Annotated in this window: 20 protein-coding genes; 15 read left to right on the top strand and 5 right to left on the bottom strand. The window is 46.2% G+C overall.

From position 1 onward, the window contains the following. The first annotated feature begins 80 nt into the window (after positions 1 to 80). Both ompR and envZ read left to right on the top strand, forming a co-directional pair. On the top strand, positions 81 to 803 hold the full coding sequence (gene ompR / locus RJ41_RS12995; protein WP_039221496.1) for an osmolarity response regulator transcription factor OmpR: 723 nt from the start codon (positions 81 to 83) through the stop codon (positions 801 to 803). A 135-nt stretch (positions 804 to 938) separates the two neighbouring features. Further along, the gene (gene envZ, locus RJ41_RS12990; RefSeq protein WP_039221491.1) at positions 939 to 2,273 is read left to right on the top strand and encodes a two-component system sensor histidine kinase EnvZ; all 1,335 of its coding nucleotides are present in this window, start codon (positions 939 to 941) and stop codon (positions 2,271 to 2,273) included. Between the two features lie 93 nt (positions 2,274 to 2,366). Here the strand turns inward: envZ and RJ41_RS12985 are convergent, their stop codons facing one another. Continuing rightward, positions 2,367 to 3,539: an MFS transporter gene (locus RJ41_RS12985; RefSeq protein ID WP_039221488.1), complete on the bottom strand. Its 1,173-nt coding sequence runs from the start codon at positions 3,537 to 3,539 to the stop codon at positions 2,367 to 2,369. Between the two features lie 140 nt (positions 3,540 to 3,679). After that, a complete protein-coding gene (locus tag RJ41_RS12980) occupies positions 3,680 to 6,103 on the bottom strand; it encodes a glycoside hydrolase family 31 protein (protein ID WP_039221485.1) in 2,424 nt (807 codons plus the stop codon). Positions 6,104 to 6,388: 285 nt separating this feature from the next. On the opposite strand from RJ41_RS12980, the gene RJ41_RS12975 reads away from it, so the two are divergent. Next, positions 6,389 to 6,877, top strand: a complete 489-nt coding sequence (locus tag RJ41_RS12975; RefSeq protein WP_039221483.1) for a hypothetical protein — start codon at positions 6,389 to 6,391, stop codon at positions 6,875 to 6,877. A gap of 137 nt (positions 6,878 to 7,014) precedes the next feature. Here RJ41_RS12975 and RJ41_RS12970 read toward each other — a convergent pair whose 3' ends face one another. The 3 genes from RJ41_RS12970 to hslR all read right to left on the bottom strand — a co-directional run bounded on the left by RJ41_RS12970 (position 7,015) and on the right by hslR (position 10,351). Beyond that, positions 7,015 to 8,577 (bottom strand): phosphoenolpyruvate carboxykinase, encoded by a 1,563-nt coding sequence (locus RJ41_RS12970; RefSeq protein ID WP_039221482.1) that lies wholly within the window; start codon positions 8,575 to 8,577, stop codon positions 7,015 to 7,017. 446 nt (positions 8,578 to 9,023) lie between these two features. Next, entirely contained in the window at positions 9,024 to 9,923 is a 900-nt protein-coding gene (gene hslO, locus RJ41_RS12965) for an Hsp33 family molecular chaperone HslO (protein WP_039221479.1), read from the bottom strand. 23 nt (positions 9,924 to 9,946) lie between these two features. Continuing rightward, on the bottom strand, positions 9,947 to 10,351 hold the full coding sequence (gene hslR, locus RJ41_RS12960) for a ribosome-associated heat shock protein Hsp15 (protein ID WP_014977772.1): 405 nt from the start codon (positions 10,349 to 10,351) through the stop codon (positions 9,947 to 9,949). Between the two features lie 129 nt (positions 10,352 to 10,480). Between hslR and gspC the strand changes: the two genes are divergently transcribed. The 12 genes from gspC (at position 10,481) to RJ41_RS12900 (ending at position 21,997) form a co-directional block, all read left to right on the top strand. Then, entirely contained in the window at positions 10,481 to 11,398 is a 918-nt protein-coding gene (gene gspC / locus RJ41_RS12955; protein ID WP_039221477.1) for a type II secretion system protein GspC, read from the top strand. 98 nt (positions 11,399 to 11,496) lie between these two features. After that, positions 11,497 to 13,542, top strand: a complete 2,046-nt coding sequence (gene gspD / locus RJ41_RS12950) for a type II secretion system secretin GspD (RefSeq protein WP_039221475.1) — start codon at positions 11,497 to 11,499, stop codon at positions 13,540 to 13,542. Position 13,543: 1 nt separating this feature from the next. Continuing rightward, on the top strand, positions 13,544 to 15,109 hold the full coding sequence (gene gspE / locus RJ41_RS12945) for a type II secretion system ATPase GspE (RefSeq protein WP_039221473.1): 1,566 nt from the start codon (positions 13,544 to 13,546) through the stop codon (positions 15,107 to 15,109). Further along, positions 15,110 to 16,336, top strand: a complete 1,227-nt coding sequence (gspF, locus tag RJ41_RS12940) for a type II secretion system inner membrane protein GspF (protein WP_039221471.1) — start codon at positions 15,110 to 15,112, stop codon at positions 16,334 to 16,336. Next, positions 16,336 to 16,773, top strand: a complete 438-nt coding sequence (gene gspG, locus RJ41_RS12935) for a type II secretion system major pseudopilin GspG (RefSeq protein ID WP_014951309.1) — start codon at positions 16,336 to 16,338, stop codon at positions 16,771 to 16,773. Before gspF ends, gspG begins: the two co-directional genes overlap by 1 nt. 5 nt (positions 16,774 to 16,778) lie before the next feature. Beyond that, entirely contained in the window at positions 16,779 to 17,405 is a 627-nt protein-coding gene (gene gspH / locus RJ41_RS12930) for a type II secretion system minor pseudopilin GspH (RefSeq protein WP_039221468.1), read from the top strand. Between the two features lie 11 nt (positions 17,406 to 17,416). Further along, positions 17,417 to 17,845: a type II secretion system minor pseudopilin GspI gene (gene gspI / locus RJ41_RS12925; RefSeq protein ID WP_039221908.1), complete on the top strand. Its 429-nt coding sequence runs from the start codon at positions 17,417 to 17,419 to the stop codon at positions 17,843 to 17,845. A 1-nt stretch (position 17,846) separates the two neighbouring features. Beyond that, complete coding sequence (gene gspJ, locus RJ41_RS12920) at positions 17,847 to 18,473, top strand: type II secretion system minor pseudopilin GspJ (RefSeq protein WP_039221465.1); 627 nt, start codon at positions 17,847 to 17,849, stop codon at positions 18,471 to 18,473. Continuing rightward, positions 18,473 to 19,561 (top strand): type II secretion system minor pseudopilin GspK, encoded by a 1,089-nt coding sequence (gene gspK, locus RJ41_RS12915; RefSeq protein ID WP_052235469.1) that lies wholly within the window; start codon positions 18,473 to 18,475, stop codon positions 19,559 to 19,561. The genes gspJ and gspK overlap by 1 nt, the downstream gene beginning before the upstream one ends. Next, positions 19,561 to 20,760, top strand: a complete 1,200-nt coding sequence (gene gspL, locus RJ41_RS12910) for a type II secretion system protein GspL (protein WP_039221462.1) — start codon at positions 19,561 to 19,563, stop codon at positions 20,758 to 20,760. Before gspK ends, gspL begins: the two co-directional genes overlap by 1 nt. After that, positions 20,757 to 21,236: a type II secretion system protein GspM gene (gene gspM / locus RJ41_RS12905; protein WP_039221461.1), complete on the top strand. Its 480-nt coding sequence runs from the start codon at positions 20,757 to 20,759 to the stop codon at positions 21,234 to 21,236. The genes gspL and gspM overlap by 4 nt, the downstream gene beginning before the upstream one ends. Continuing rightward, entirely contained in the window at positions 21,233 to 21,997 is a 765-nt protein-coding gene (locus RJ41_RS12900; RefSeq protein WP_039221459.1) for a type II secretion system protein N, read from the top strand. Before gspM ends, RJ41_RS12900 begins: the two co-directional genes overlap by 4 nt. Positions 21,998 to 22,049 lie beyond the last annotated feature (52 nt).

Below are 22,049 nucleotides of genomic sequence, written 5' to 3'. Positions count from 1 at the left end.
CAACCTTTTACGCTTTTCTCGCTTTTGTATTTCACATCTTGTGGTTATAGTGAATCAAAAGTAAAACGAAAGGTATGAGTATGGGTCAGGAAACCTCTAAAATTCTCGTTGTTGACGATGACATGCGTCTTCGCAGTTTGTTAGAGCGCTATTTGCTTGAGCAAGGTTATCAGGTGCGCAGTGCGGCCAACGCAGAGCAAATGGACAGACTGCTTGAGCGCGAGAATTTTCACCTTATGGTTTTAGACCTTATGCTACCGGGCGAAGATGGTTTATCTATTTGTCGCCGTCTGCGTCAACAAGAAAACGACATGCCCATTATTATGCTTACTGCAAAAGGCGATGAAGTAGACCGTATTATCGGCCTTGAAATGGGCGCAGACGATTATTTGCCTAAGCCATTTAACCCACGCGAGCTACTTGCACGCGCTAAAGCGGTACTGCGCAGACGCAGTAGCGAAGCGCCGGGCGCGCCCTCTAAAGATGTGCAAATTGTGGAATTTGGCAGTTACAAACTGAACCTTGCCACGCGAGAAATGACAGATGGTGATACGCCGCTTACCCTGACTAGCGGTGAGTTTGCGGTATTGAAATCTCTGGTCACTCACCCCCGCGAGCCATTGTCGCGAGACAAACTAATGAACCTAGCGCGTGGTCGCGACTACAGCGCCTTAGAACGCAGCATTGACGTTCAGGTTTCACGCTTACGAAGAATGCTTGAAGAAGACCCTGCCAACCCTCGGTATATACAGACCGTGTGGGGATTGGGCTACGTATTCGTGCCTGATGGCGAACAAGTTTAGCACCTATGATGGATATGACGGGCTCTACCGTCTTGGCCAGTGCGCAAGTGAAGTATGTTTACTCATGACCCCTAATTATGCGTTTACCTACTGCCATTCCAAACACTGGCTTATGATTCAAAGCGACGGCAATTTATGCGTTTAATTCCCAAAAGTGCATTTGGCCAAACCGTCATGCTTATTGGCGTGCTGTTGCTTATTAATCAGATTGTGTCCTACATCTCTGTTACCTATTACTTTATTCAGCCCAGCTACCAACAAATTAACAGCTTATTGGCTACGCAAGTTAAGTCAGTGCTTGCCAACGATTTGTTGGTCACTAACCAGGAAACCCGCGACCGCTATTTTCAAAAAACCCAGGTACAGGTTTTTGACGAAAGCGTTGCCAAACAGAATGGATTGGAGAGCGCCGTATACTATAGCTATATTTCTTCTCAGGTTAGCGAGCAGCTCCGGCAGCTTGCAGATGTGCGCATTAGCACCACCACGCAGGCCAGTGACGAAAATGCGCCATACATTGTGTGGATATCCCTGAACCGCTACCCAGATACGTGGATCTCTATTCCTATTTCAGGACTTAACGAAGCAAATATATCCCCTCTGACTATGTACTTAATGGTAATTGGCATATTGAGTGTGGCCGGGGGCTGGTTGTTTGTAAGACGCATGACCCGCCCATTGTCTGCCCTGCAAAAAGCAGCAATAGCGGTGGGTAAAGGTGAACACCCGGCGCCGCTTCGCGAGCAAGGCAGCACCGAAATGATTCAGGTTACTCGAGCGTTTAACCGCATGAATCAGGGGATCAAGCAACTTGAGAATGACCGAAATATCATGACAGCGGGTATTTCTCACGATTTGCGCACGCCGCTTACTCGCATTCGCCTTGCCTCGGAAATGCTGCCAGAAGATCAAGATTGGATAAAAGACGGCATAGTTAATGACATAGAAGACATGAACGCCATCATCGATCAGTTCATTGACTATGCCCGCTACGACACCGAAGAAGTCACTCAAGAAACCGATTTGAACGCGATTATCGCTGAGCTTGTACAAGCACGACACCTTGACGATAGACACCACATCGAACTCAAGCTCAACACTATTCCTCCCTTGTCATTGCGACGAATTGCAATGAAACGCGTCGTCGACAACCTTATCGAAAACGCTTTTAAATATGGCTCTGAAGAAATTGCCATTAGTAGCTTTTACAATCGTCATGAGAAGCGTGTGTATTGCAAAGTGCGTGATTTTGGGCCTGGCATACCTGAAGATGAACTCAATAGCGTTTTCATGCCGTTTGCGCAAGGCGATAAGGCCCGTAACTCGTCAGGCTCTGGCTTAGGACTTGCCATTATTCGAAGAATTGTAGAAGCCCATGACGGTGAGGTAACACTAAGAAACCATCCGCAGCAAGGGCTAGTGGCCGAGTTTTATTTGCCATACCTTTCTGAACTACCTGAAAAGAAATAGCGCAGCGGATTTTAGGTTATTCGCAGCGGTACATTGTTCCTGTAGCTAAGAATTTCCATTGCGCTGTTTATAGGTTTCTCAGCCGCTTGTTCTCTAGCTTCTGTGGTATTTAATTTTTCTGCTGTAACCATAAGAAGCAAGCCACAGTACGCATCCACCTAATGGTATCACCCAAAATGCAGTGGTAAGGGGCACAAAATTCGCCCACAGCCCAGTCGAAAAGGAAGCGACCTGTACGCCAGTTGAGTTACCGATAATAGAAATGCCGGAAAGCACAGGGCCGTTGTCGCTGTCGATATTCATTGCCGCTGACAAAGCTAATGGGAACAGGCCACCTAACCCTAAACCAAGCATTAGATTACCAGCGCCAATTCCATAAAAAGAAGGCATTAGCTTTAGTGCGAATACACCCGCTAGTGAGGCTGTCGCCATGATGACAATCATGCGATGCACCGATACAAATCGCAGTAAAAATGGAAAGGTCAAACGACTGATCACCATGCCAGCGGTAAAAAATGCCAGTAGGTTTCTCGACTGTTCGCCAGTAAAGCCTAAGCCGTTTTGCGCATAGCTCACAAACCAGTTCGCGTTACCAAACTCTACCGCGCCATAGCCAAAAGTGAGCAGCGTTAGAAATATAAAAACAGGTTGCTTGATGATGACCCCAAATGCCAGCGTCTTTTTAGGCGCTTTAGGTTGACCTTTGAGCACTTTCGCCTGAGAACGCGCCGCAATGAATGCATAGCACGAAAGCACAATCATAACGCCTGCCAACACCTGAATAGGCAATCGCCAGTTGTGGTCAACAATATATAACAGTGTTACAAAGAACGACGCAGCAAACGTACCTAAACTGAACATAAAGTCCATTAAGCCCATCATAGTAAAACGCTTTTCTGCGTACATTCGTGCAATAAGCGTGTGGCCAATAGTAAATATTGTTGAGCTCACCACACCTATTAATACCGCTAACACCAAAAACCATTGCCAAGCGGTAAGCACTGACACAAGCAGCAACAGCGCCGTATTCATACTGAATAACGTGGCTAATAGCGGCATATATTCGAAGCGACTGGCATACTTGCCACCAATCACAGCGCCTAACATCATGCCTACAGAGAAAAGCGAAAAAAGTGCGCCACTGACTACTTCAGACATTTGCAAATCGGCTGCAATATCTGGCAGTAATATTCCCCACAGAAGAAACAATTTACCAATTAGAAAAAAACCAGCGAAAATAACGATGGTGGCAGGAAGTCGGCTCATTTAGGCTCCATGGCTGATATCAGTAGAAAGACATCCGATTTAGGCGTGAGGGCACAGCGTAGTTATGCCCTTGAACACAAAGTGAACCTTTTGAGGGCGCTGACCTTTACTGTGCAAGAAAGAACAGCAGCCCTTAATTATCACATAATCACTACCTTTACAGATTGCTGATAACCGCAAGAAATTGCAAGTGAAAGCGTTTTCCCTTTTTCACCCCACATTACAGGTACGCGCCTGCCGTCGATTGAAACGCTCTGTGGTTTTTCGCTTAAACCGTGCACGATGTAAGTGATGTCTCGCTGCTTAGGCATACCTATATAGCTGCCTTCGCTATCAAGCGTCAGAGTTAATGCGGCCTTTTCGTCTACTGACGCACTGAGCTGTAGTTTGGTGTACAAGCCTTTTTCAACAGACGCTGGATTTTTGCCGTCATCCTCGTAATAAGTATATGAAGATGAACTCACTGAATTGTCATGCCAGTAATGCATTTCTATTTTACGTGCATCAAACTGCTCTGTGCGGCTAAGCCCGTCAGCCATTGGCATAAAGCTTCCCGCTTTTACCCACACTGGGAAATTATCTTGGCTTAGCGGGTAGTTAACGGTTTGACCACCTAGGTATTTCGTATCAGAGAAAAAATCAAACCATACGCCTTCAGGCAACTTGGTCGGCCACACCGTTTGGTTAGCGCTCGTCACAGGCGAAACTAACAGACCATCGCCCCACAGATAACTGTCTGCATTTTCAAACCAATCGCTTTCACCGTACGCCATAGCTACCGGGCGCATTAATGGCGTGCCGTAAAGCGCATTTTCAAAGGCCAATGAATAGTTATAGGGCAGCATGTCATAGCGAAGTTGGATAAACTTACGCGCAATAGACTTTACGGGATCGGCGTGGAAAATTGGCTCTGGCGCAATATTATCTTGGGCATGAGGCCTAAATACCGGTGAAAAGGTACCGAACTGAAGCCATCTTGTATAAAGCTCAGGATCAAAGGTTTCGCCTCCAGCAAACCCACCTAAGTCGGAATGGGTATACGCCATTCCAAAAACACTCATTTGAAGTGCCAACTCTACCTGAGGTTTAAGTCCGCCCCAGCTTCGACTCACATCGCCTGTCCAAGGCACCATTCCGTACCGTTGACTGCCCAAAAAGCCTGAACGCATCAGCACAAAGGGGCGCGTGTCGGGCTGTAGCGCAGTTAAATTGTTATACACGGTTTTCGCCCACTGATGACCGTAGGCATTGTGCACTTCTGCGCCGCTTACTTTTGTAGACTGCCACATGTGCTGAATATCATCAGGATGCACTTCTGGCTCACCCAGGTCGCCCCACCAGCCGGCAACACCCTGTGCAGCAAGCTTTTCATAATATTGCCAAAACCAATCTTGACCCGCTTCACTGAACACATCGACAAGGCCGGTATTGCCAAAATAAAAATCGAAGGTATACGGCGCACCGTTATCGTTTTGAGCAAGGGCATTATTGGCAACGGCGCTTTCCCATTGTTTTGACGTCGTGAGAATAAAAGGCTCGGTTATAAGCACGGTTTTCACGTCTTGAGCGCGTAGCTCACTAATCATTTTCTCGGGTTCAGGGAAAGTGGCGGCGTCCCAACTTAAGTTCCCCATATGCCCCTTAATGTCTTTGCCAAACCAATATAAATCGAGCACTACGGCATCAACGGGAATATCTTGCGTGTTAAAGGCATCAACAACATCCATCACTTCATTTTGTGATTTGTAGCCAAATCGAGACGCAAAGTTACCTAATAGCCAGCGTGGAGGAAGCGGCTGTTTTCCCGTTACTGCTACGGTATTCGTCACCGTATCTATTAGGTTTTCACTCAACACCATGATGTAGCTAGCACGGCCGCCTTGTGCCTTAAATAGCAACTCGTCGCTGTTCGTTTTGCCAATATCTAGCTCACCAGAAGCGGTGTTATCGAACAATATGCTGTAATTTTTTGAAGACATCACGGCCGACAGCCCAAAATACATTTGGTTTGACAATGTGGTGTATCCATAATGTGCTTTGTTATATAGCGGCATGCTATGACCACGACGATCCATACCTAAAACGCGCTGGCCACCTCCGTAGAGCTTTTCGTTTTCATCTAACGCAAACGACAGGCTGACGCCGTTATCAGAAATGTTTAGCCCATCTTGTTCTTTTGCTACTACTTTGCCGTTTACCGAGTAACTGATAACGTGCGTTGATTTATCGACATGTGCAGAAATATTATTGAATTTCAAGGTAAGCGTTGTTGCGGTTTCTTCTAGCTCAACATCGCCTGCGATATCTTTTGTAACTGCACTCGTGGCTTCCTCAGGAAGTGCCATAGAAGGTAGGTTTGCGTAGGGCGCACCTTTGCCATCGGTAAGGTAGGTTACCTGAAAACTGTTGTTACGCAGCGCCTTTATCTTAAAATCATTAGTATCCGTATCAATGGTAAGCGTTGCGTTTTCAAGTGTTGCTGTTTGAACTTCCGCTAGCGCATTTGCCGAAAAGAGTGCAAAACCCGCACATGCCAGTGATACACGCAGTTGCCTGTCTATCATACTTAAAACCTTTTTTATGCTTCGATGCGAAGCGCGCTTAATTAAAGCCTTCTTGTGTACGATGAATGATAGCCAGTGCATTGCTCAACTTAAATAAACATACGTATTCATAATGTTAAATTTGTTAACAATAAGCGCTTTATTAATGATTATCTCTTTGGCTCACTTACTGATATAAAAAGATGTATAAACAGGGAGTCTATTAATCATGGGAGAATACTTCGTTATGCCTTATCCGCCGATGCCAACCTTTCCGAATAAAGTTAATCTAGAGCGAAATGAATAATGCGATGGATGTTATTTGGTGTCATTACATCTTTATTTGGGTTTTATTGCTTTGTCAGATTATTTCAGCCTAGCGCATTTATTCATGTTGGAGATAATAACGTCGCTTTAGCGACAGTATTTATTGACTCCAGTTGGGACATCCAACAATCGGGATTTGATCGCGAAGAGTTATTTGAAGTTGTCAGTAAACATAACCTCCCAGAAGGCGTTGTGTATTTACATGTTCCAGTTATTTATGATGCTCAAAACAAATTAACTCCACCACCAAACAATAGACAAAGAGAGATTCGTATTTTTGATACTTCGCTACTTATCGAAACTGCTCCTCTAGATCCATTTGGCGTGCCCTACTCCCTAAGACTTATCTCTATTGATAAACAGAAATACTGGATAAGAGATAGTCATATGGACAGCGCACTTTTTCAGTACAAGGCCGACATCAACTTTACTCCAGTATCCACAAATTGGTTTAGCTCAATGCTCTAATATTAAAGGTGCCATTAAAGCAGCTAGCTCTCGAAAGCCTAATAATACCAATCCGCATAAAAAAGCCCGCAACACGGTGCGGGCAAAACATCAATCACGTTGAGAGTGATGAACGTTGGGAAGGGGCAGACCGAGTGTTAGTTACCCGGCCCGGCTTTAACGATAGCGTCGCTAACGTCGTATTTTTCAAAGTTCTGTTTAAAGTCGTTGACTAAGTTAGCGGCGTATTCGTTGTACTTCTCTTTGTCTGCCCACGTGTTTTGTGGCACAAGCAAATTGCTGTCTACACCGTCTATTGCCACTGGCACATCTAGGTTTAACGCGTCAATGTGCTGAGTTTCAACATCAGCCAAGTTACCCGATACAATCGCATCAATGATGGCGCGCGTAGTAGGGATATCAAAACGGCTACCTGTGCCGTAAGGGCCGCCTGTCCAACCGGTATTAACCAAGTAAACCTTAGCGCCAAACGCTTTAACACGCTTAATCAGAAGCTCTGCATACACGCCTGCTGGACGCGGGAAGAAAGGCGCACCAAAACAAGTTGAGAAGGTTGATTCAATATCGCTTGTAGAGCCAATTTCAGTAGAGCCTACTTTCGCTGTGTAACCGCTTAAAAAGTGATACGCCGCAGCTTCTTCACTTAACACTGAAACAGGAGGCAATACGCCACTTACGTCACAGGTCAAAAATACAACCGAGCGAGGTTCGCCGCCTCGGTTTTCAGCAACGCGCTTTTCAATGTGTGAAAGCGGATAGGCCGCACGTGAGTTTTGGGTTAACGACGTGTCGGTATAGTCTGGCGTGCGTGTTTCATCAAGCACTACGTTTTCTAAGATGGTACCAAACTTGATAGCATTCCAAATTACTGGCTCGTTCTTTTGAGATAGGTCAATACATTTAGCGTAGCAACCGCCTTCAATATTAAATACGCTACCTGGTGCCCAGCCGTGCTCGTCGTCACCAATTAAGAAGCGCTTAGGATCGGCTGAAAGCGTGGTTTTACCTGTGCCTGAAAGACCGAAAAACAGAGTCACATCGCCTTCTTCACCCACGTTGGCAGAACAGTGCATAGGTAGCACGTCTTTTGCCGGAAGTAAGAAGTTTTGCACTGAGAACATGGCTTTTTTCATTTCACCTGCGTAACGCATGCCTGCAATCAACACACGCTTTTTAGCGAAGTTGATGATAACTGTACCATCACTGTTTGTGCCGTCACGCTCTGGCTCACAAGTGAAACCAGGTACGTTTAAGATTTGCCAAGGCTGGTCGCCTTTAACATTCCATTGTTCAGGAATAATAAAAAGGTTGCGGGCAAAAACGTGCTGCCACGCGGTTTGCGTTCTTACTTCAAGCGACAAAGCATGTTCAGGATCGGAGCCCACTTGAAGGTGTGAAAGAAAGTGTTCTTGGGTAGACAGATAAGCTTCAACGCGATTCCACAGCGCATCAAATTTGTCAGCGTCAAAAGGCTTATTCACCTTGCCCCAATCGATGTCATTTTCGGTTGTTGACTCTTTAACGATAAATCTATCATTTGGAGAGCGACCGGTTCGTTTTCCGGTCTCAACGACAAGCGCGCCGTTTTTGTCAAGGACACCTTCGCCGCGCTTGACGGCGCGCTCGATAAGTTCTGCATTTGGCAGGTCGGTGAGTGGCGTTACTTTCAGTTCCGTTTGAATTGAGGCTGCTGCGGTCATGGCTGTTACCCTATATGTAATTTTTCAAAAGCACTTTCAAAAAAGTATCACCTCTTCGAGTGTAATGTAAACAAGGCCTAGCACGCATTTATAAAACACATACTCACTATTTCTCATATGTTAATTTCATAAATATTGTAAATTAATTACAAGGAAAGCCTTTTCCTTGGATATAAATGCAAAAATAGGGCGTAGAAAACCTATATTGATCGATGAATTTCAAAATAAAAAATGACAATTTTTTTTAGAAAGTGAAGGTGAAAATTTTCACCACGACAGAAAGAAAAGGAAAATAGGATGATGTAGGAAAGTTAAACACTTACTACTGGGCATTTTTTAACCACAAGTGAAGTGTTGGGAAAATGAACCTATCTAGACGGTGAGAGATTCAGAAACAAAAAAGCACCTTCGAAAGAAGGTGCTTTAACACAGCAGTAAACAAGCAGTTACTGATTTGAAGACGGTGCGTCGAAGTTGCCGCTATGAATAGCCTCTACGTCGATACTATCGAAGCGATATTCGGTATGACAATACTGGCAGTTCATTTTGATCGCCCCTTCTTCAGCAATAATTGCGTGAAGCTCAGACTTCTCTACGTGACGAAGTGCTTCTGCGCTGCGCTCCTTTGAGCATGAGCAGGCAAAGGTTACGTCCTTCGCTGGATACACTTCCACGTCTTCTTGGTGGTAAAGACGATACAAAATATCTTCAACCGACAACGTAAACATCTCTTCTTTGGTCAACGTTTGAGTAAGCTTAGTGATATGAGCAAACTCATTGGCTTGCGACACATCAGTAGCACTGGCATCAGTCGGTAAGACCTGAAGCAATACACCCGACGCCTTCGCGTTTTTAGGGTCGCTCATGTCTGTCATTAGGTGCACGCTGGTCGCTAGCTGCTCTGACTGAGCAAAGTAGCTTTCAATACATTCAGCTAGAGAAGGCTTATCTAATGCGACAACACCTTGATAACGCTCCCCTTCATCTGGTGTGATAGTAATGACTAATACCGCTTGAGATAGTAACTCTGAAAACGTTTCAGGCAAGGTTTCTAATGTTTCGTCCCAGCGCGCCACCCCGCGAAGCGTTTGTTCGTGAGTAGCATTTAAGACCGCGTAACTTACCGGGCCTTTGCTTTGAATTTGAAGAGAAATTTCACCTTTAAACTTAAGCGTTGCCGTTAACAATGACGTCGCTGCCGCCATTTCACTTAACAATGTTTGAATTTGCACGGGGTATTCATAGCTGTGCACAATTTGCTTTAAGCTCTCATCAAGACGAACCAATTCGCCACGAACGTTAGCTTGGGTAAATAAGAAGCGGTGTAATTTATCGAAATCGCTCATAACTAATCCTGTTGAGCAGCTCATTATTGCTGCTTAAATTTAATAATCTGTCGTCGCTGCTTTTTATCAGGTCTATGATCTGGTTTTGGGCTGTGAAAGGCGTTCATTTTGCGCGCCGTTTGGTTTTCTTCACGTTTTGTTACACTTTCAATCGTCTCTTCAAAAAGCGCCTGCGCCAAAGGAGCGCTCAAACGCTTGTCACTTAAGCCTAGCACCTTAATTTCACGATTATCCCATCCTGAGGGAACTTTAATCATGGCGCCAAGCTCTACATGCTTACCAGGTTTGGCTCTTTGCCCGTTGTACTGGACTTTTCCCGACTGCACCATGTCTCTGGCTATTGCGCGGGTCTTAAAGAACCTTGCAGCCCATAGCCACTTGTCCAGCCTGACATTTTGTGTTGTATTGTTGCTATCCGATTGGCTCATGTAATATTTTCGTAATGGTGTGGCTTTAGTGTTGTGACCCTCACCTTTACTAGGCTATTATGGGTTTGCTAAAGCGCGGTTAACCAAAAATTCACTATATTATAATAAAGCAGTACCATCAGTGGCAGCATGACATTCAATAAACCCAACCCACAATCTCTGGTTGTTTATCTGAACCAGCATCAAAAACAGCTACATACCATCGTAGTGGTTCTGCTCAGCCTGTATTTAATTGCATTTGCTGCCAAACTCGTGTGGCGAATTATACCCGAACCTCAACTATCTGCGACACCCACAGTAAGCCGTGCTCCGGTTATTTCTTCGCCGTCAGGCCAAAATGGGGTCAACATTGCCAAAATACAACAGTTGAATCTGTTTGGTAATGCAGCGGCTAAACCCGCGGAACCGGTTGCCGAAGTTACCGACGCACCAGAAACGCGCTTAAACCTAACCCTGACGGGCGTTGTGGCCAGTTCAGAGCAGGAGGCGGGTACCGCTATTATTGAAAATCGCGGCAGCCAAGCGGTTTATGGCTTAGGTGAGAAGATTGAAGGCACCAATGCCACGTTGCAAAAAGTGTACAACGATCGCGTTATTATTAAGAACGGGGTAAGGAACGAAACCCTGATGCTTGACGGAATTGACTACGACGAAGCTAATCGTCGCCGTGAAATGCAGGCAAGAAATCGACCTGAGCCAGAAGAATTAGAAGAAGACACCGTTGAGCTTAGCGACGAAGCATTAGAGGCAACTGCAGCTCTGCGAGAGCGTCCAGCCAACTTCACAGACTTTATTTCAATATCGCCAAAAACTGAAGAAGGTCAGCTTATCGGCTACCAGGTAAGCCCCGGCAAAGAGCCCGAATTATTTAAATCGGCAGGGCTTCAGGCAGGCGATGTCATTACACAGATTAACGGGCTAGACCTTACCGACTTGCAGCAATCGCAAGAGGCACTGTCTGAGCTACGCAATGCACAAACTATAGAATTAACGATTATTCGAGATGGCAGTTTAACTACGCTATACCTAGATTTACCCGAGTCTTAATACCACTAACGGTAGCAGCACTATATTGTCGCTAGGTATACAAAATAACAAATAAAGCAATTCGGTCATCGACAAGTTAGGAAATGAAGGAAGTTAGAATGAAAAGGCGCACTAGCCAAAAACTATTATCTCGCTTAGGCACAGCCATGTGCACAGCGCTTCTGTGTTTCTCGGTCACGGCCGCTGAGTACATGCCTAATTTCAAAGATACTGACATCAATGAATTCATAAATATTGTTGGTAAAAATCTTGAGCGAACTATTATTGTCGACCCTAACGTACGCGGCAAAATAAGCGTACGCAGCTACGACATGCTCAACGAGGATCAGTACTACCAGTTTTTCCTGAACGTATTACAAGTGTATGATTTTGCCGTTGTAGAAATGCCTAGCGGAATTTTAAAAGTCGTTCGCTCAAAAGACGCAAAGACATCGAATATCCCGGTTGTTGAAGGCGCGCAGCAAGACGGCGATGAGTTTATTACCCGCGTTGTGCCTGTTTATAACGTACCGGTGCGCGAACTTGCGCCTATATTGCGCCAGCTTAATGACCAAGCGGGCGGCGGTAACGTGGTTAGCCACGATCCATCAAACGTGATGATGCTAACGGGCCGTGCTGCGGTGGTTAATCGTCTTGTTGAAATCATTGAGCGCGTAGACCGCGCTGGTGACGAAGAAGTAGAGATTGTTAAGCTTCGCTATGCTTCAGCTTCTGAGATGGTACGTATTATTGAAAGTATCAACAAATCACAAGGTAAAGCCAATACAGGCGCTAAATCTGAACCTCGCGTTGTAGCAGACGACAGAACGAACTCTGTGATCGTAAGCGGCGACATTAAAGCGCGTCAGCGTCTTATCAATCTTATTCAACGCATGGACCAAGAGCTGGAGTCCAATGGCAACACTCGCGTACTGTTTCTTAATTACGCTAAGGCAGAAGATTTAGTCAAAGTTCTGCAAGGCGTATCAGCCAGTATCCAAGCAGAAGAGCAAGGCAGCGGCGCCACATCGCGCAGAGCAAGCTCAAACCGCGAAATTAGCATCGACGCACACGAAGATTCTAACGCCATCGTTATAACTGCAGAGCCAGACATGATGCGCTCGCTAGAAGAAGTGGTGCGTCAACTGGATATTCGCCGTGCACAGGTACAAGTTGAAGCCATTATCGTCGAAGTTTTTGAAGGCGACGGCAACACATTAGGTGTGCAATGGGTGTCAGAAGAGGGCGGTGGTACACAGTTCAATAATGGTGTTATAGGCGTCGGTTCATTAGCTGTGGCACTACGACAGGCCGAAGATAGAGAGACCACGCAAACCAACATCACTGCCAACGGTGAAGTGGTAGAAACAACGGACACGATAGAAGGCGACTTCACTGCTCTTGCAAGCTTACTTGGCGGTGCAAACGGCCTGATTGCTGGCGTTATCGAAAATGGCTGGGGCGCAGTGGTACAGGCGGTAAGCACTGATACCAATTCAAATATTCTTGCCACACCTCACCTAACTACCATGGATAACGAAGAAGCGTTTTTCATTGTTGGTCAAGAGGTACCTATTATTACGGGTACCACAACAGGCGCGAACAACTCTAATCCTTTCCAAACGGTCGACCGACAAGAGGTAGGCATCAAACTTAAAGTCACGCCTCAAATTAATGAAGGCGACGCGGTACAGCTTCTTATCGAACAAGAGGTATCTAGCGTAAGTGGTGCAACGTCGGTAGATATTTCAATTAACAAGCGTGAAATCAAAACCACTGTAATTGTGGATGATGGTGGCACCATTGTTCTTGGCGGCCTCATCGATGAAGACGTACAAGAGAGTGTGTCTAAAGTGCCATTGCTAGGTGATATCCCTATTCTTGGTCACCTCTTCAAAACAACGTCGACCAGCAAACGCAAGCGTAATCTAATGGTATTTTTAAAGCCAACGATTGTCCGTGACGGCGCAACCATGAATTCTATTAGCCATCGCAAGTACAACTACATTCGCGCACTTCAGCTTAAACGTCAGCAAGAGGGCGTGTCCCTAATGCCGTCTGCTGAAACGCCAAGCTTGCCACAATGGGACGACGAACTCGCTTTACCACCTTCGTTTGAAGAGTATCTCTCAGAGAAAGAGAAGAAAAAAGAAGGTAACGACTAGTATGGCGGGGCAGGACGAACAAATTACCCAAGCTCTAGAAGCACAAGAAGAAGCCTTGGAAGCTATGGGTGAAGACGCCGGTTTGCCTGAAGAAGAGGCCGGTCCAAGACAGCTTTCTTTTAGCTTTGCGAAGCGCAATCAGGTATTGCTGGAAACTAATGAAACCCCTACGGTTCTATATTTTACAGAGAATACACCGTTTGATGTGTTTGCCGAAGTACGTCGCTTCTACGGTGAGCCCTTTGTACCGAAAACCATACCCGCTGACGAATTTGAAAGCCTGCTGACCAGTGCGTTTCAGCGCGATAGTTCTGCAGCTAAACAGCTTATGGAAGACCTTGGCAACGAAAGTGATTTGTTCGCCCTTGCTGAAGACTTGCCGGACACTGAAGACCTGTTAGACAGTGAAGACGATGCGCCCATTATTAAGCTTATCAACGCTATGTTGGGCGAAGCGATTAAAGAAGGTGCGTCGGATATTCACATCGAAACCTTCGAAAATCAGCTTGTGGTTCGCTTTCGCGTAGACGGTGTACTTCGTGAAATTTTGCGCCCTAACCGCAAACTTTCTTCCATGTTGGTATCGCGTATTAAAGTTATGGCGAAATTAGACATTGCCGAAAAACGCGTACCACAGGATGGGCGTATCACATTGCGCATTGCAGGACGAGCGGTAGACGTACGTGTTTCTACTATGCCCTCAAGTCACGGCGAGCGTGTGGTGCTACGTCTATTGGATAAGAACAATGCGCGCTTAAATCTTGAAGATTTAGGCATGACGCTGCAAAACCGAAACCACTTCTCATCTCTTATTCGCAAGCCTCACGGCATTATATTGGTTACTGGTCCAACGGGCTCCGGTAAAAGTACCACCTTGTACGCAGGGTTAACCGAAATAAACTCGCGAGACAGAAACATTTTAACCGTTGAAGATCCTATTGAGTTCGATCTTCCGGGCATTGGACAAACGCAGGTTAATCCCCGTGTAGATATGACTTTTGCCAGAGGCCTTCGCGCTATTTTGCGTCAAGACCCCGATGTAGTCATGGTGGGTGAGATCCGCGATATCGAAACCGCACAAATTGCCGTTCAAGCCAGTTTAACCGGTCACTTGGTACTGTCTACCCTGCATACCAATACTGCAGCAGGCGCGATTACCCGCTTAGAAGACATGGGTATTGAGCCTTTCTTGCTGTCATCGAGCTTATTGGCGGTATTGTCACAGCGACTTGTACGTACCCTGTGCTCAGATTGCAAAAAGCCTCATACTCCTGATGCCTCTGAGCTTGAAATATTGGGGCGGGGCGCCACAAGCGAGACCACTATCTACAAACCTCACGGCTGCGCCGCATGTAATCAAACCGGATATCGCGGTCGTACAGGTATTCACGAGCTATTGTTGGTAGATGAAAAAGTCCGTGAAATGATGCACGAAGGCGTGGGCGAACAAGCCATTGAGCGTTATATCAGAACATCTACTCCAAGCATCCGTGAAGATGGCTGCGGCAAGGTTTTAGCGGGTGAAACCTCTCTTGAAGAAGTGCTTCGAGTAACGAGGGAAGATTAAATGGCGGCATTCGCTTACAAAGCGGTTAATGCCCGCGGTAAGAATACAAATGGTGTACTTGAAGGCGATAATGCACGTCAGGTTCGCCAACAGCTGCGCGAAAAAGGTTTAATTCCCTTAGAGGTAGAGCAGGTCGCTGAGCGCGCGCAAAACGAAGGTAAAGGGTTTTCGTTTTCTTTATTTAAACCCCGTATTTCAGCGTCAGATTTAGCGCTGCTTACACGTCAGCTTGCTACTCTTGTGGAGTCGGCCCTTCCCGTTGAAGAAGCACTGCTTGCCGTTGCCGAACAGTGTGAAAAGCCCCGTCAGAAAAACATGATGATGGCGGTACGCAGTAAAGTGGTAGAAGGTCACGGACTTGCTGATGCGCTTGCACAGTTTCCCAGCGTTTTTGATGAGCTATATCGCGCTATGGTCGCAGCAGGGGAAAAATCAGGTCACCTTGATACCGTACTGAACCGTCTAGCCGACTACACAGAACGCAGACAACAGACCCGCAGCCAAATTACACAAGCGATGATTTATCCGTCGTTAATGCTGTTTTTTGCAATGGGTATCGTGTTGCTATTGTTAACGGTTGTAGTACCAAAAATTGTTGGGCAGTTCGACCACATGGGTCAAGACCTGCCGGGCATCACCCAATTCCTAATATCGGTGAGCACATGGCTACAAAATTACGGCTTGTTTATGCTTGTTGGTATAGGCGTGCTTATCGTTATTATTCAGCGCGTGCTGCAGCAAAAGCACATGAAGCTACGCTACCACAGAGCGCTGTTAACCTTGCCATTGATAGGCCGGGTGTCTCGCGGGCTTAACACCGCCCGTTTTGCACGAACCTTGAGTATTCTAAGTGCCAGCGCAGTGCCGCTACTTGAGGCTATGCGTATTTCAGGTGATGTACTGGAAAATCAGCATATTAAAAATCAAGTAGCCGAAGCCGCAGTCAACGTTAAAGAAGGCTCCAGTTTGCGCGCCGCGCTAGATAATACAAAAATGTTTCCACCAATGATGATGCATATGATTGCGTCAGGTGAAAAATCGGGTGAGTTACAGCAAATGCTAGCTCGCGCCGCAGATAATCAAGATAGGGAATTTGAAGCGCTTATTGGTGTCTCACTTAAGGTATTTGAACCCTTACTTATTGTATCGATGGCAGGCATTGTTCTGTTTATCGTTATGGCAATATTGCAACCAATTTTAGCATTGAACAACATGGTGAATATTTAATGAAAACACTTAATCGCAGTTCTGGTTTCAGTTTGATTGAAGTCATGGTCGTACTTCTAATCATCGGTATTATGGCGTCTATGGTGGCACCGCAAATCTTGGGTAACCAAGAAGAAGCGCAGCTTAAAAAGGCGGCGGTAGACATCCAGCAAATGGAAAGCGCGCTTGAGATGTATAAGCTGCGTAACAACCGCTTTCCAACCACAGAACAGGGACTAGAAGCGCTAGTTACCGCTCCAACTATCGATCCAATTCCACGTAATTACCCTGAAGGTGGTTTCATTAAACGCCTGCCTGAAGATCCGTGGGGCAATCCATATGCACTAATTAGTCCGGGAGAACTTGGCGTAGTTGATATTTTCTCTAATGGTCCAGACGGCGAACCGGGTACTGATGATGACATTGGTAACTGGAACATTAACGAATACCTGAACTAACCTATATGCGCTACCGCGGCAGTACATCGTTTCATAAAGCAGGCTTCACCCTATTAGAAGTCATGCTGGTACTGCTGCTTATGGGTTTAGCGGCAGGTTACGTTATGTTTAACGCCTTTGGCGCGAGTAAATCAGACCTGCTGAAAACCCAAGCCCAACGCCTACAGGTAATCGTTGATATGGCTAGCGATTTTGCGGTGTTAAATCAACAGCTGCTGGGCGTGCGCTTTGAAGCCGACAAAAACGAATACTTCTTCGTTTACTTAGACGACGATGATGAATGGCAGCGTATCGAGGGCGAAAAAACCTACGAGCCTTATACGTTACCTGAGCCTTTTACCTTCACTTTAAATTTAGACGACTTACCGTGGGACGTTGAAGATAGGCTCTTTGACAGAGAATTGTTCGACGAAAACCTAAGTGTCTCTGACGAAGGCGTTGAAATAGGTAACGAAGAAGAGAAAAAGCTGCCTCCACCGCAAGTGCTAATTATGTCGAGCGGCGAAATTACCCCTTTTACGTTATCGTTTAATTACGAAGGTGACGACGGCGACTCCCCTGTTTACTACAGCCTGCAAAACCAAGACTTACCGCCTTTAGTGCTTGAAGGTCCCCTGGAGCGTCCATTATGAACGCGCCTAATATGAGAACAAGCACGGTAAATTCATCTGGCAAAAGCATTGCGCCTAACAGACCCCATATCCAACGTGGTTTAACCTTACTCGAAGTTATGGTGGCACTGCTTATTTTCGCACTCACCGGCACTGCTGTACTAAAAGCTGCGGGTGAGCACCTATCAAGCGTTGGCCAAATTGAGTCTGTCACTTTTGCCAATTGGGTAGCGAGCAATCGCCTTAACCAGCTTCAACTTGATACCACCTGGCCACCAAAGAATAATTTAAAAGGCACGATGGAGATGGCGGACCGTACCTGGTATTGGCAACAAACCGTTGCGAAGACCAACGATAACGACTTACGCTCGGTAACCGTTTCGGTGGGCGAAGACAAAAACTACGGCAGTTCAGTTACATCAGTAACCACTTTTGTGGCTAAACCGACGGCGGGAAATTAGCATGCAGCGCGGTTTTACGCTTATCGAAATACTGATTGCTATGGCCATATTCACCCTTATCGGGCTGGCATCAACGGGTTTATTAACCACTGTTATCGATAGCAATGACATTTCAGAAGAGCGTTTTGCCAAGCTCCAATTGCTACAGCGTGCCATGATTACTATCGAGCGAGACCTCCAACAAGCCGTGCCTCGCGCAGCAAGGGTTAATGGAGAAAAGCAAGACGTGGTCATGTCAGGCGGTGAAACCGACGACAGTGACGATGACGGCATTGGTTTTGTACGCGGAGGGTGGCATAACCCTCAGCTAATGTTGCCAAGAAGTACTCTACAATTTGTTGCCTATAGGCTCCAAGAAAACAAGTTAGAACGTCTTTACAGCAACTATGTAGATAATGTCATCGGCTATGAGCCAAAAGTACATGTGCTGTTAGAAGATATTGAAAGCCTGAAAATCGAATTTCTTGCCACAGCTAACAGCGGTTCGTTAGGTGAAGACGAAGACCTGTCGTGGAGCGAGAGCTACAAAGGTACAGCACTGCCGCGCGCGGTGGCCATTGAGTTTGTTAGTAAAGACTTCGGCAAAATTCGTAGGGAATTCACCTTAACCACGGGTGAATCGTCGTAATGCCAAAAATTAGAACGCTTCGTTTAAAAAACCATGAGCACTCTGAGACTGTAAAGGGTACGCGTCAACTGTCTAGCCCACCGGCCAAACAAGAGGGTGTGGCACTGATGATTGTGCTGATGATTGTCGCTTTGGTTTCCGTATTAGCCACAGAAATGGGTACACGCTTGCAGCTTCAGGTGCAGCGTACGATGAACTTAAAAGACAATAATCAAGCATACTGGTACGCCATGGGCGCAGAGGCCTTTGCGCGTAAGTCTATCCAGTCTTTGATAGAGGAAAGCCCGGATGTGATTTCTATAGATCAGCCTTGGGCACAAGAATTCAGCTATCCTTTAGAAAACGGTGGTTTAACCGCTAACTTAGACGATTTGCAGGCGTGTTTTAATTTAAACGCGATCACGTCTGGCAGTGCAGGAGGCACAGGCAGTAACAGCGGTACTGGCAGCAATGGGACAAGTAACACCACGGAAGCCATGGACGCTTTTCACACTATGTTGCTATCACTTAGCGTTGACGGACTCGACAACTACACCGCAGATACTTTACGCGACAGTTTAGCCGACTGGGTCGACGAAGATGACAGAATGCGTCCTTACGGGGCAGAAGACAGCGAATACGAGTCCAGAGAGTTTCCTTACCTAGCAGCTAACGGACCACTGGCATCAAAAAGTGAATTGCGTATTATTAACGGTGTATCACCACAATGGCTAGACGCATTACTGCCATTAGTTTGCGTGATCCCGGATTACAATGAGTTGAAAATTAACGTCAACACTTTAGAAGAAGAAGATGCACCATTACTTGCAGGCCTAACGGGATTAGACATTCAGCAGGCCGCAAGTTTGATTAGCAGTCGCCCGCAAAACGGCTGGGACGAAATCAATGATTTTTTAAGCGAGCCCTCTATTCAAGCGCTTAATTTAACAAGTACTCGACAAGATTGGTTTGCGGTAAAAACTGAATATTTTATGTTGCACACAAAAACACAGTACAACAAAGCAACTTTTAAGCTTTCCACCGTGTTTCACGTTAATGCCGATACCGGTGTTAGTATTGTGAATCGCGAGTTTGGGGGAACCTATTGATGGAACAACTTTTGGTGCGTTTAGGCGCCAACCATACAGATCCAATTAGCTGGCTCGTTTATTCGCGAACAGAAGATGAAATTATTGCGTCAGGCGAACTGGCTAATGCCGACGCCTTATCGTCGCTTACTGAACGCGCAGGCCAACGTAGCGTCATTGCGTTAGCGCCCAGCAGCGAAATTTTACTCAAATGGGTTGAGCTGCCGCCGAAAGCTGGCCGCAAGATCATTTCTGCCATCCCGTTTATGCTAGAAGACGAGCTTGCCACTGACATAAGCCAACAGTTTTTTGCAATAGGCCCGAAGCGAGGCGATGAGCAGGCCGTTGCAGTAGTTAGCCATGAAAAGATGGAGCTTTGGCAGTCTTGGCTTATCGAGGCAGGGTTATTCTGCGACACCATTATTCCTGATGTACTCGCAGTACCGGTAACTGAAAACGGCTGGTCGATATTAACCTTAGGTGAACAGCTACTGGTGCGCCAAGATGAATTCAAAGGGGTTCAAGGCGAACAAACTTGGTTGCTTCCTACCCTAGTGCACTTCACTGCGCAGCAAGAAGCACCTGTGACAATCACAAACTACGCAGGTATCGATTTAAGCAGTCTGCCGAACATTGAAGAAGCGCAGGCGCCCTTAGAACTGCCTATGCAAGTATTGGCAAAAGAGGCGATACAATGCAGCTTTAACCTATGCCAAGGCGATTACAAAGTAAAGCGCAAGCGCAGCGGTGTTCTGAGTCAATGGCGTGTTGCTGCAGTATTAGCAGTGTTAGCGCTATGCACCAGCCTTATCGACAAAGGATTTTCTCTTTACCAGCTTAAAGCCCAAAATCAGGCGTTAAGTAGTGAGATCAATACCGCAGTGAAAGCTGGCTTCCCCAATATTGGCACCTATCGCAACGTGCGACTGAAGCTACAAAGCGAGCTTGCCAAGTTAGAACAAGGCGGTGGCAGCGCCTCTATGCTAATTATGTTAGACCAGCTCGCTCCGGCTTTTTCAGCCACTGATGTAAAACCGCAAACACTGCGCTTCGATGCAACTCGCACTGAGATTCGCATTCAGGCGCAAGGTAAAAACTTTGAAGCGCTAGAGCAGTTTAAACGTACAGCAGAAAATGCAGGCTTTGTGGTTGAACAAGGGGCCATAAATAATCGTGACAATGGCGTTGTAGGTACAGTATCAGTAAGGAGTACCTCATGAATGCACTCTTAGAAAAGTATAAAGCGCTGACCGAGCGCGAACAAAAGTTAGTACTGGTTTCAGCTGTGCTATTAATAATTGCGCTATTTTATTTTGCGGTATGGTCGCCGCTTAATGCTGCTTTAGATAAACAAAAACAGCTTCTCGACAATCAGCAATCCTTGTTGGTTTGGGTAAAAGACAGTGCGGCAAGAGCACAGCAATTGCGCCGCAGTAGCGGGGGTAAACGAACGTTCTCAGGCTCGTTACCGCAGGCGGTAAACCGTACTACTGCTCAGCATGATATTGCTATTTCTCGGATGCAGCCACAGGGCGACGAGCTGCAGGTGTGGGTTGATCAAGCGCCGTTTAACAGTGTTTTAGAATGGCTCAAAGCCATGGAAGATATGGGCGTAATTATTCTTCAAGCGGATATTGCCGAGGCCGATGCGCCAGGCTATATCAAAATTCGCCGATTACAATTAGGTAAAGCATGAAGTCGAAAGTTAGTTGGAGTATAGGCGGCATTATTGCCTTCTTATTGTTTGCCATTGCCTACATGCCTGCTGTTCACGTTATTGGCCGCATTGCATTACCAAGCACTGTAGCCGTTAGCGGTGTTAGCGGCACTCTGTTTTCAGGTAAGGCCCAAATGGTGGTGGTTAATGAGCTGCCTATCAATAACGTAAAGTGGGAGTTAAGCCCGTTACACATGTTGATAGGGAATATCAAATTAGACCTAAAAGCAGGAAATATTCGCGATAAAAATGATATTGCTTTTGAAGGTCCTATCACTACCGGGCTTTTCAGCCAAGAGACAATTAATACCGAGAACTTTACGCTGTACCTGCCTGTAGATAGAGTGCTTGCACAAGTTCGCTTACCCTTACCTGTAAACGCAGGCGGACGCTTTAAAGTGTCGCTGAATGATTTGACGTTCGGCCCAACGTGCCAATCATTAGACGGCACGGGCGATTGGCTAAACGCAACGGTTGCTGGTACTCAAGGCCCTATCGATTTTGGCACCTACTCAGCGAAGTTGCGTTGTGAGGGCGATGACATTGGAATACTAGTAAGCGAGCCAAACTTACTAAGCCTATCTATGGATGCGGTTATCCCTACTACGATGAAAAATATTCGAGTAAGTGGTAAATTCAAACCTGATAACAGCTTACCGCAAGAAGTCCATCAGGCTGCACGCTTGTTTGGTACGCCGGATAGTAGCGGCTACATTGGGTTTCAAATTCCTCGAACCTAACTCGTCTAGACCGAAAGCCTATTACGGCCTTGACCTAATATAACTGGATTAT

Origin of the sequence: Alteromonas marina, assembly GCF_000808575.1 — a bacterium.
In the GTDB taxonomy this organism is placed as follows: domain Bacteria; phylum Pseudomonadota; class Gammaproteobacteria; order Enterobacterales; family Alteromonadaceae; genus Alteromonas; species Alteromonas marina_A.
This window is presented reverse-complemented; position numbering and strand designations above follow the sequence as displayed.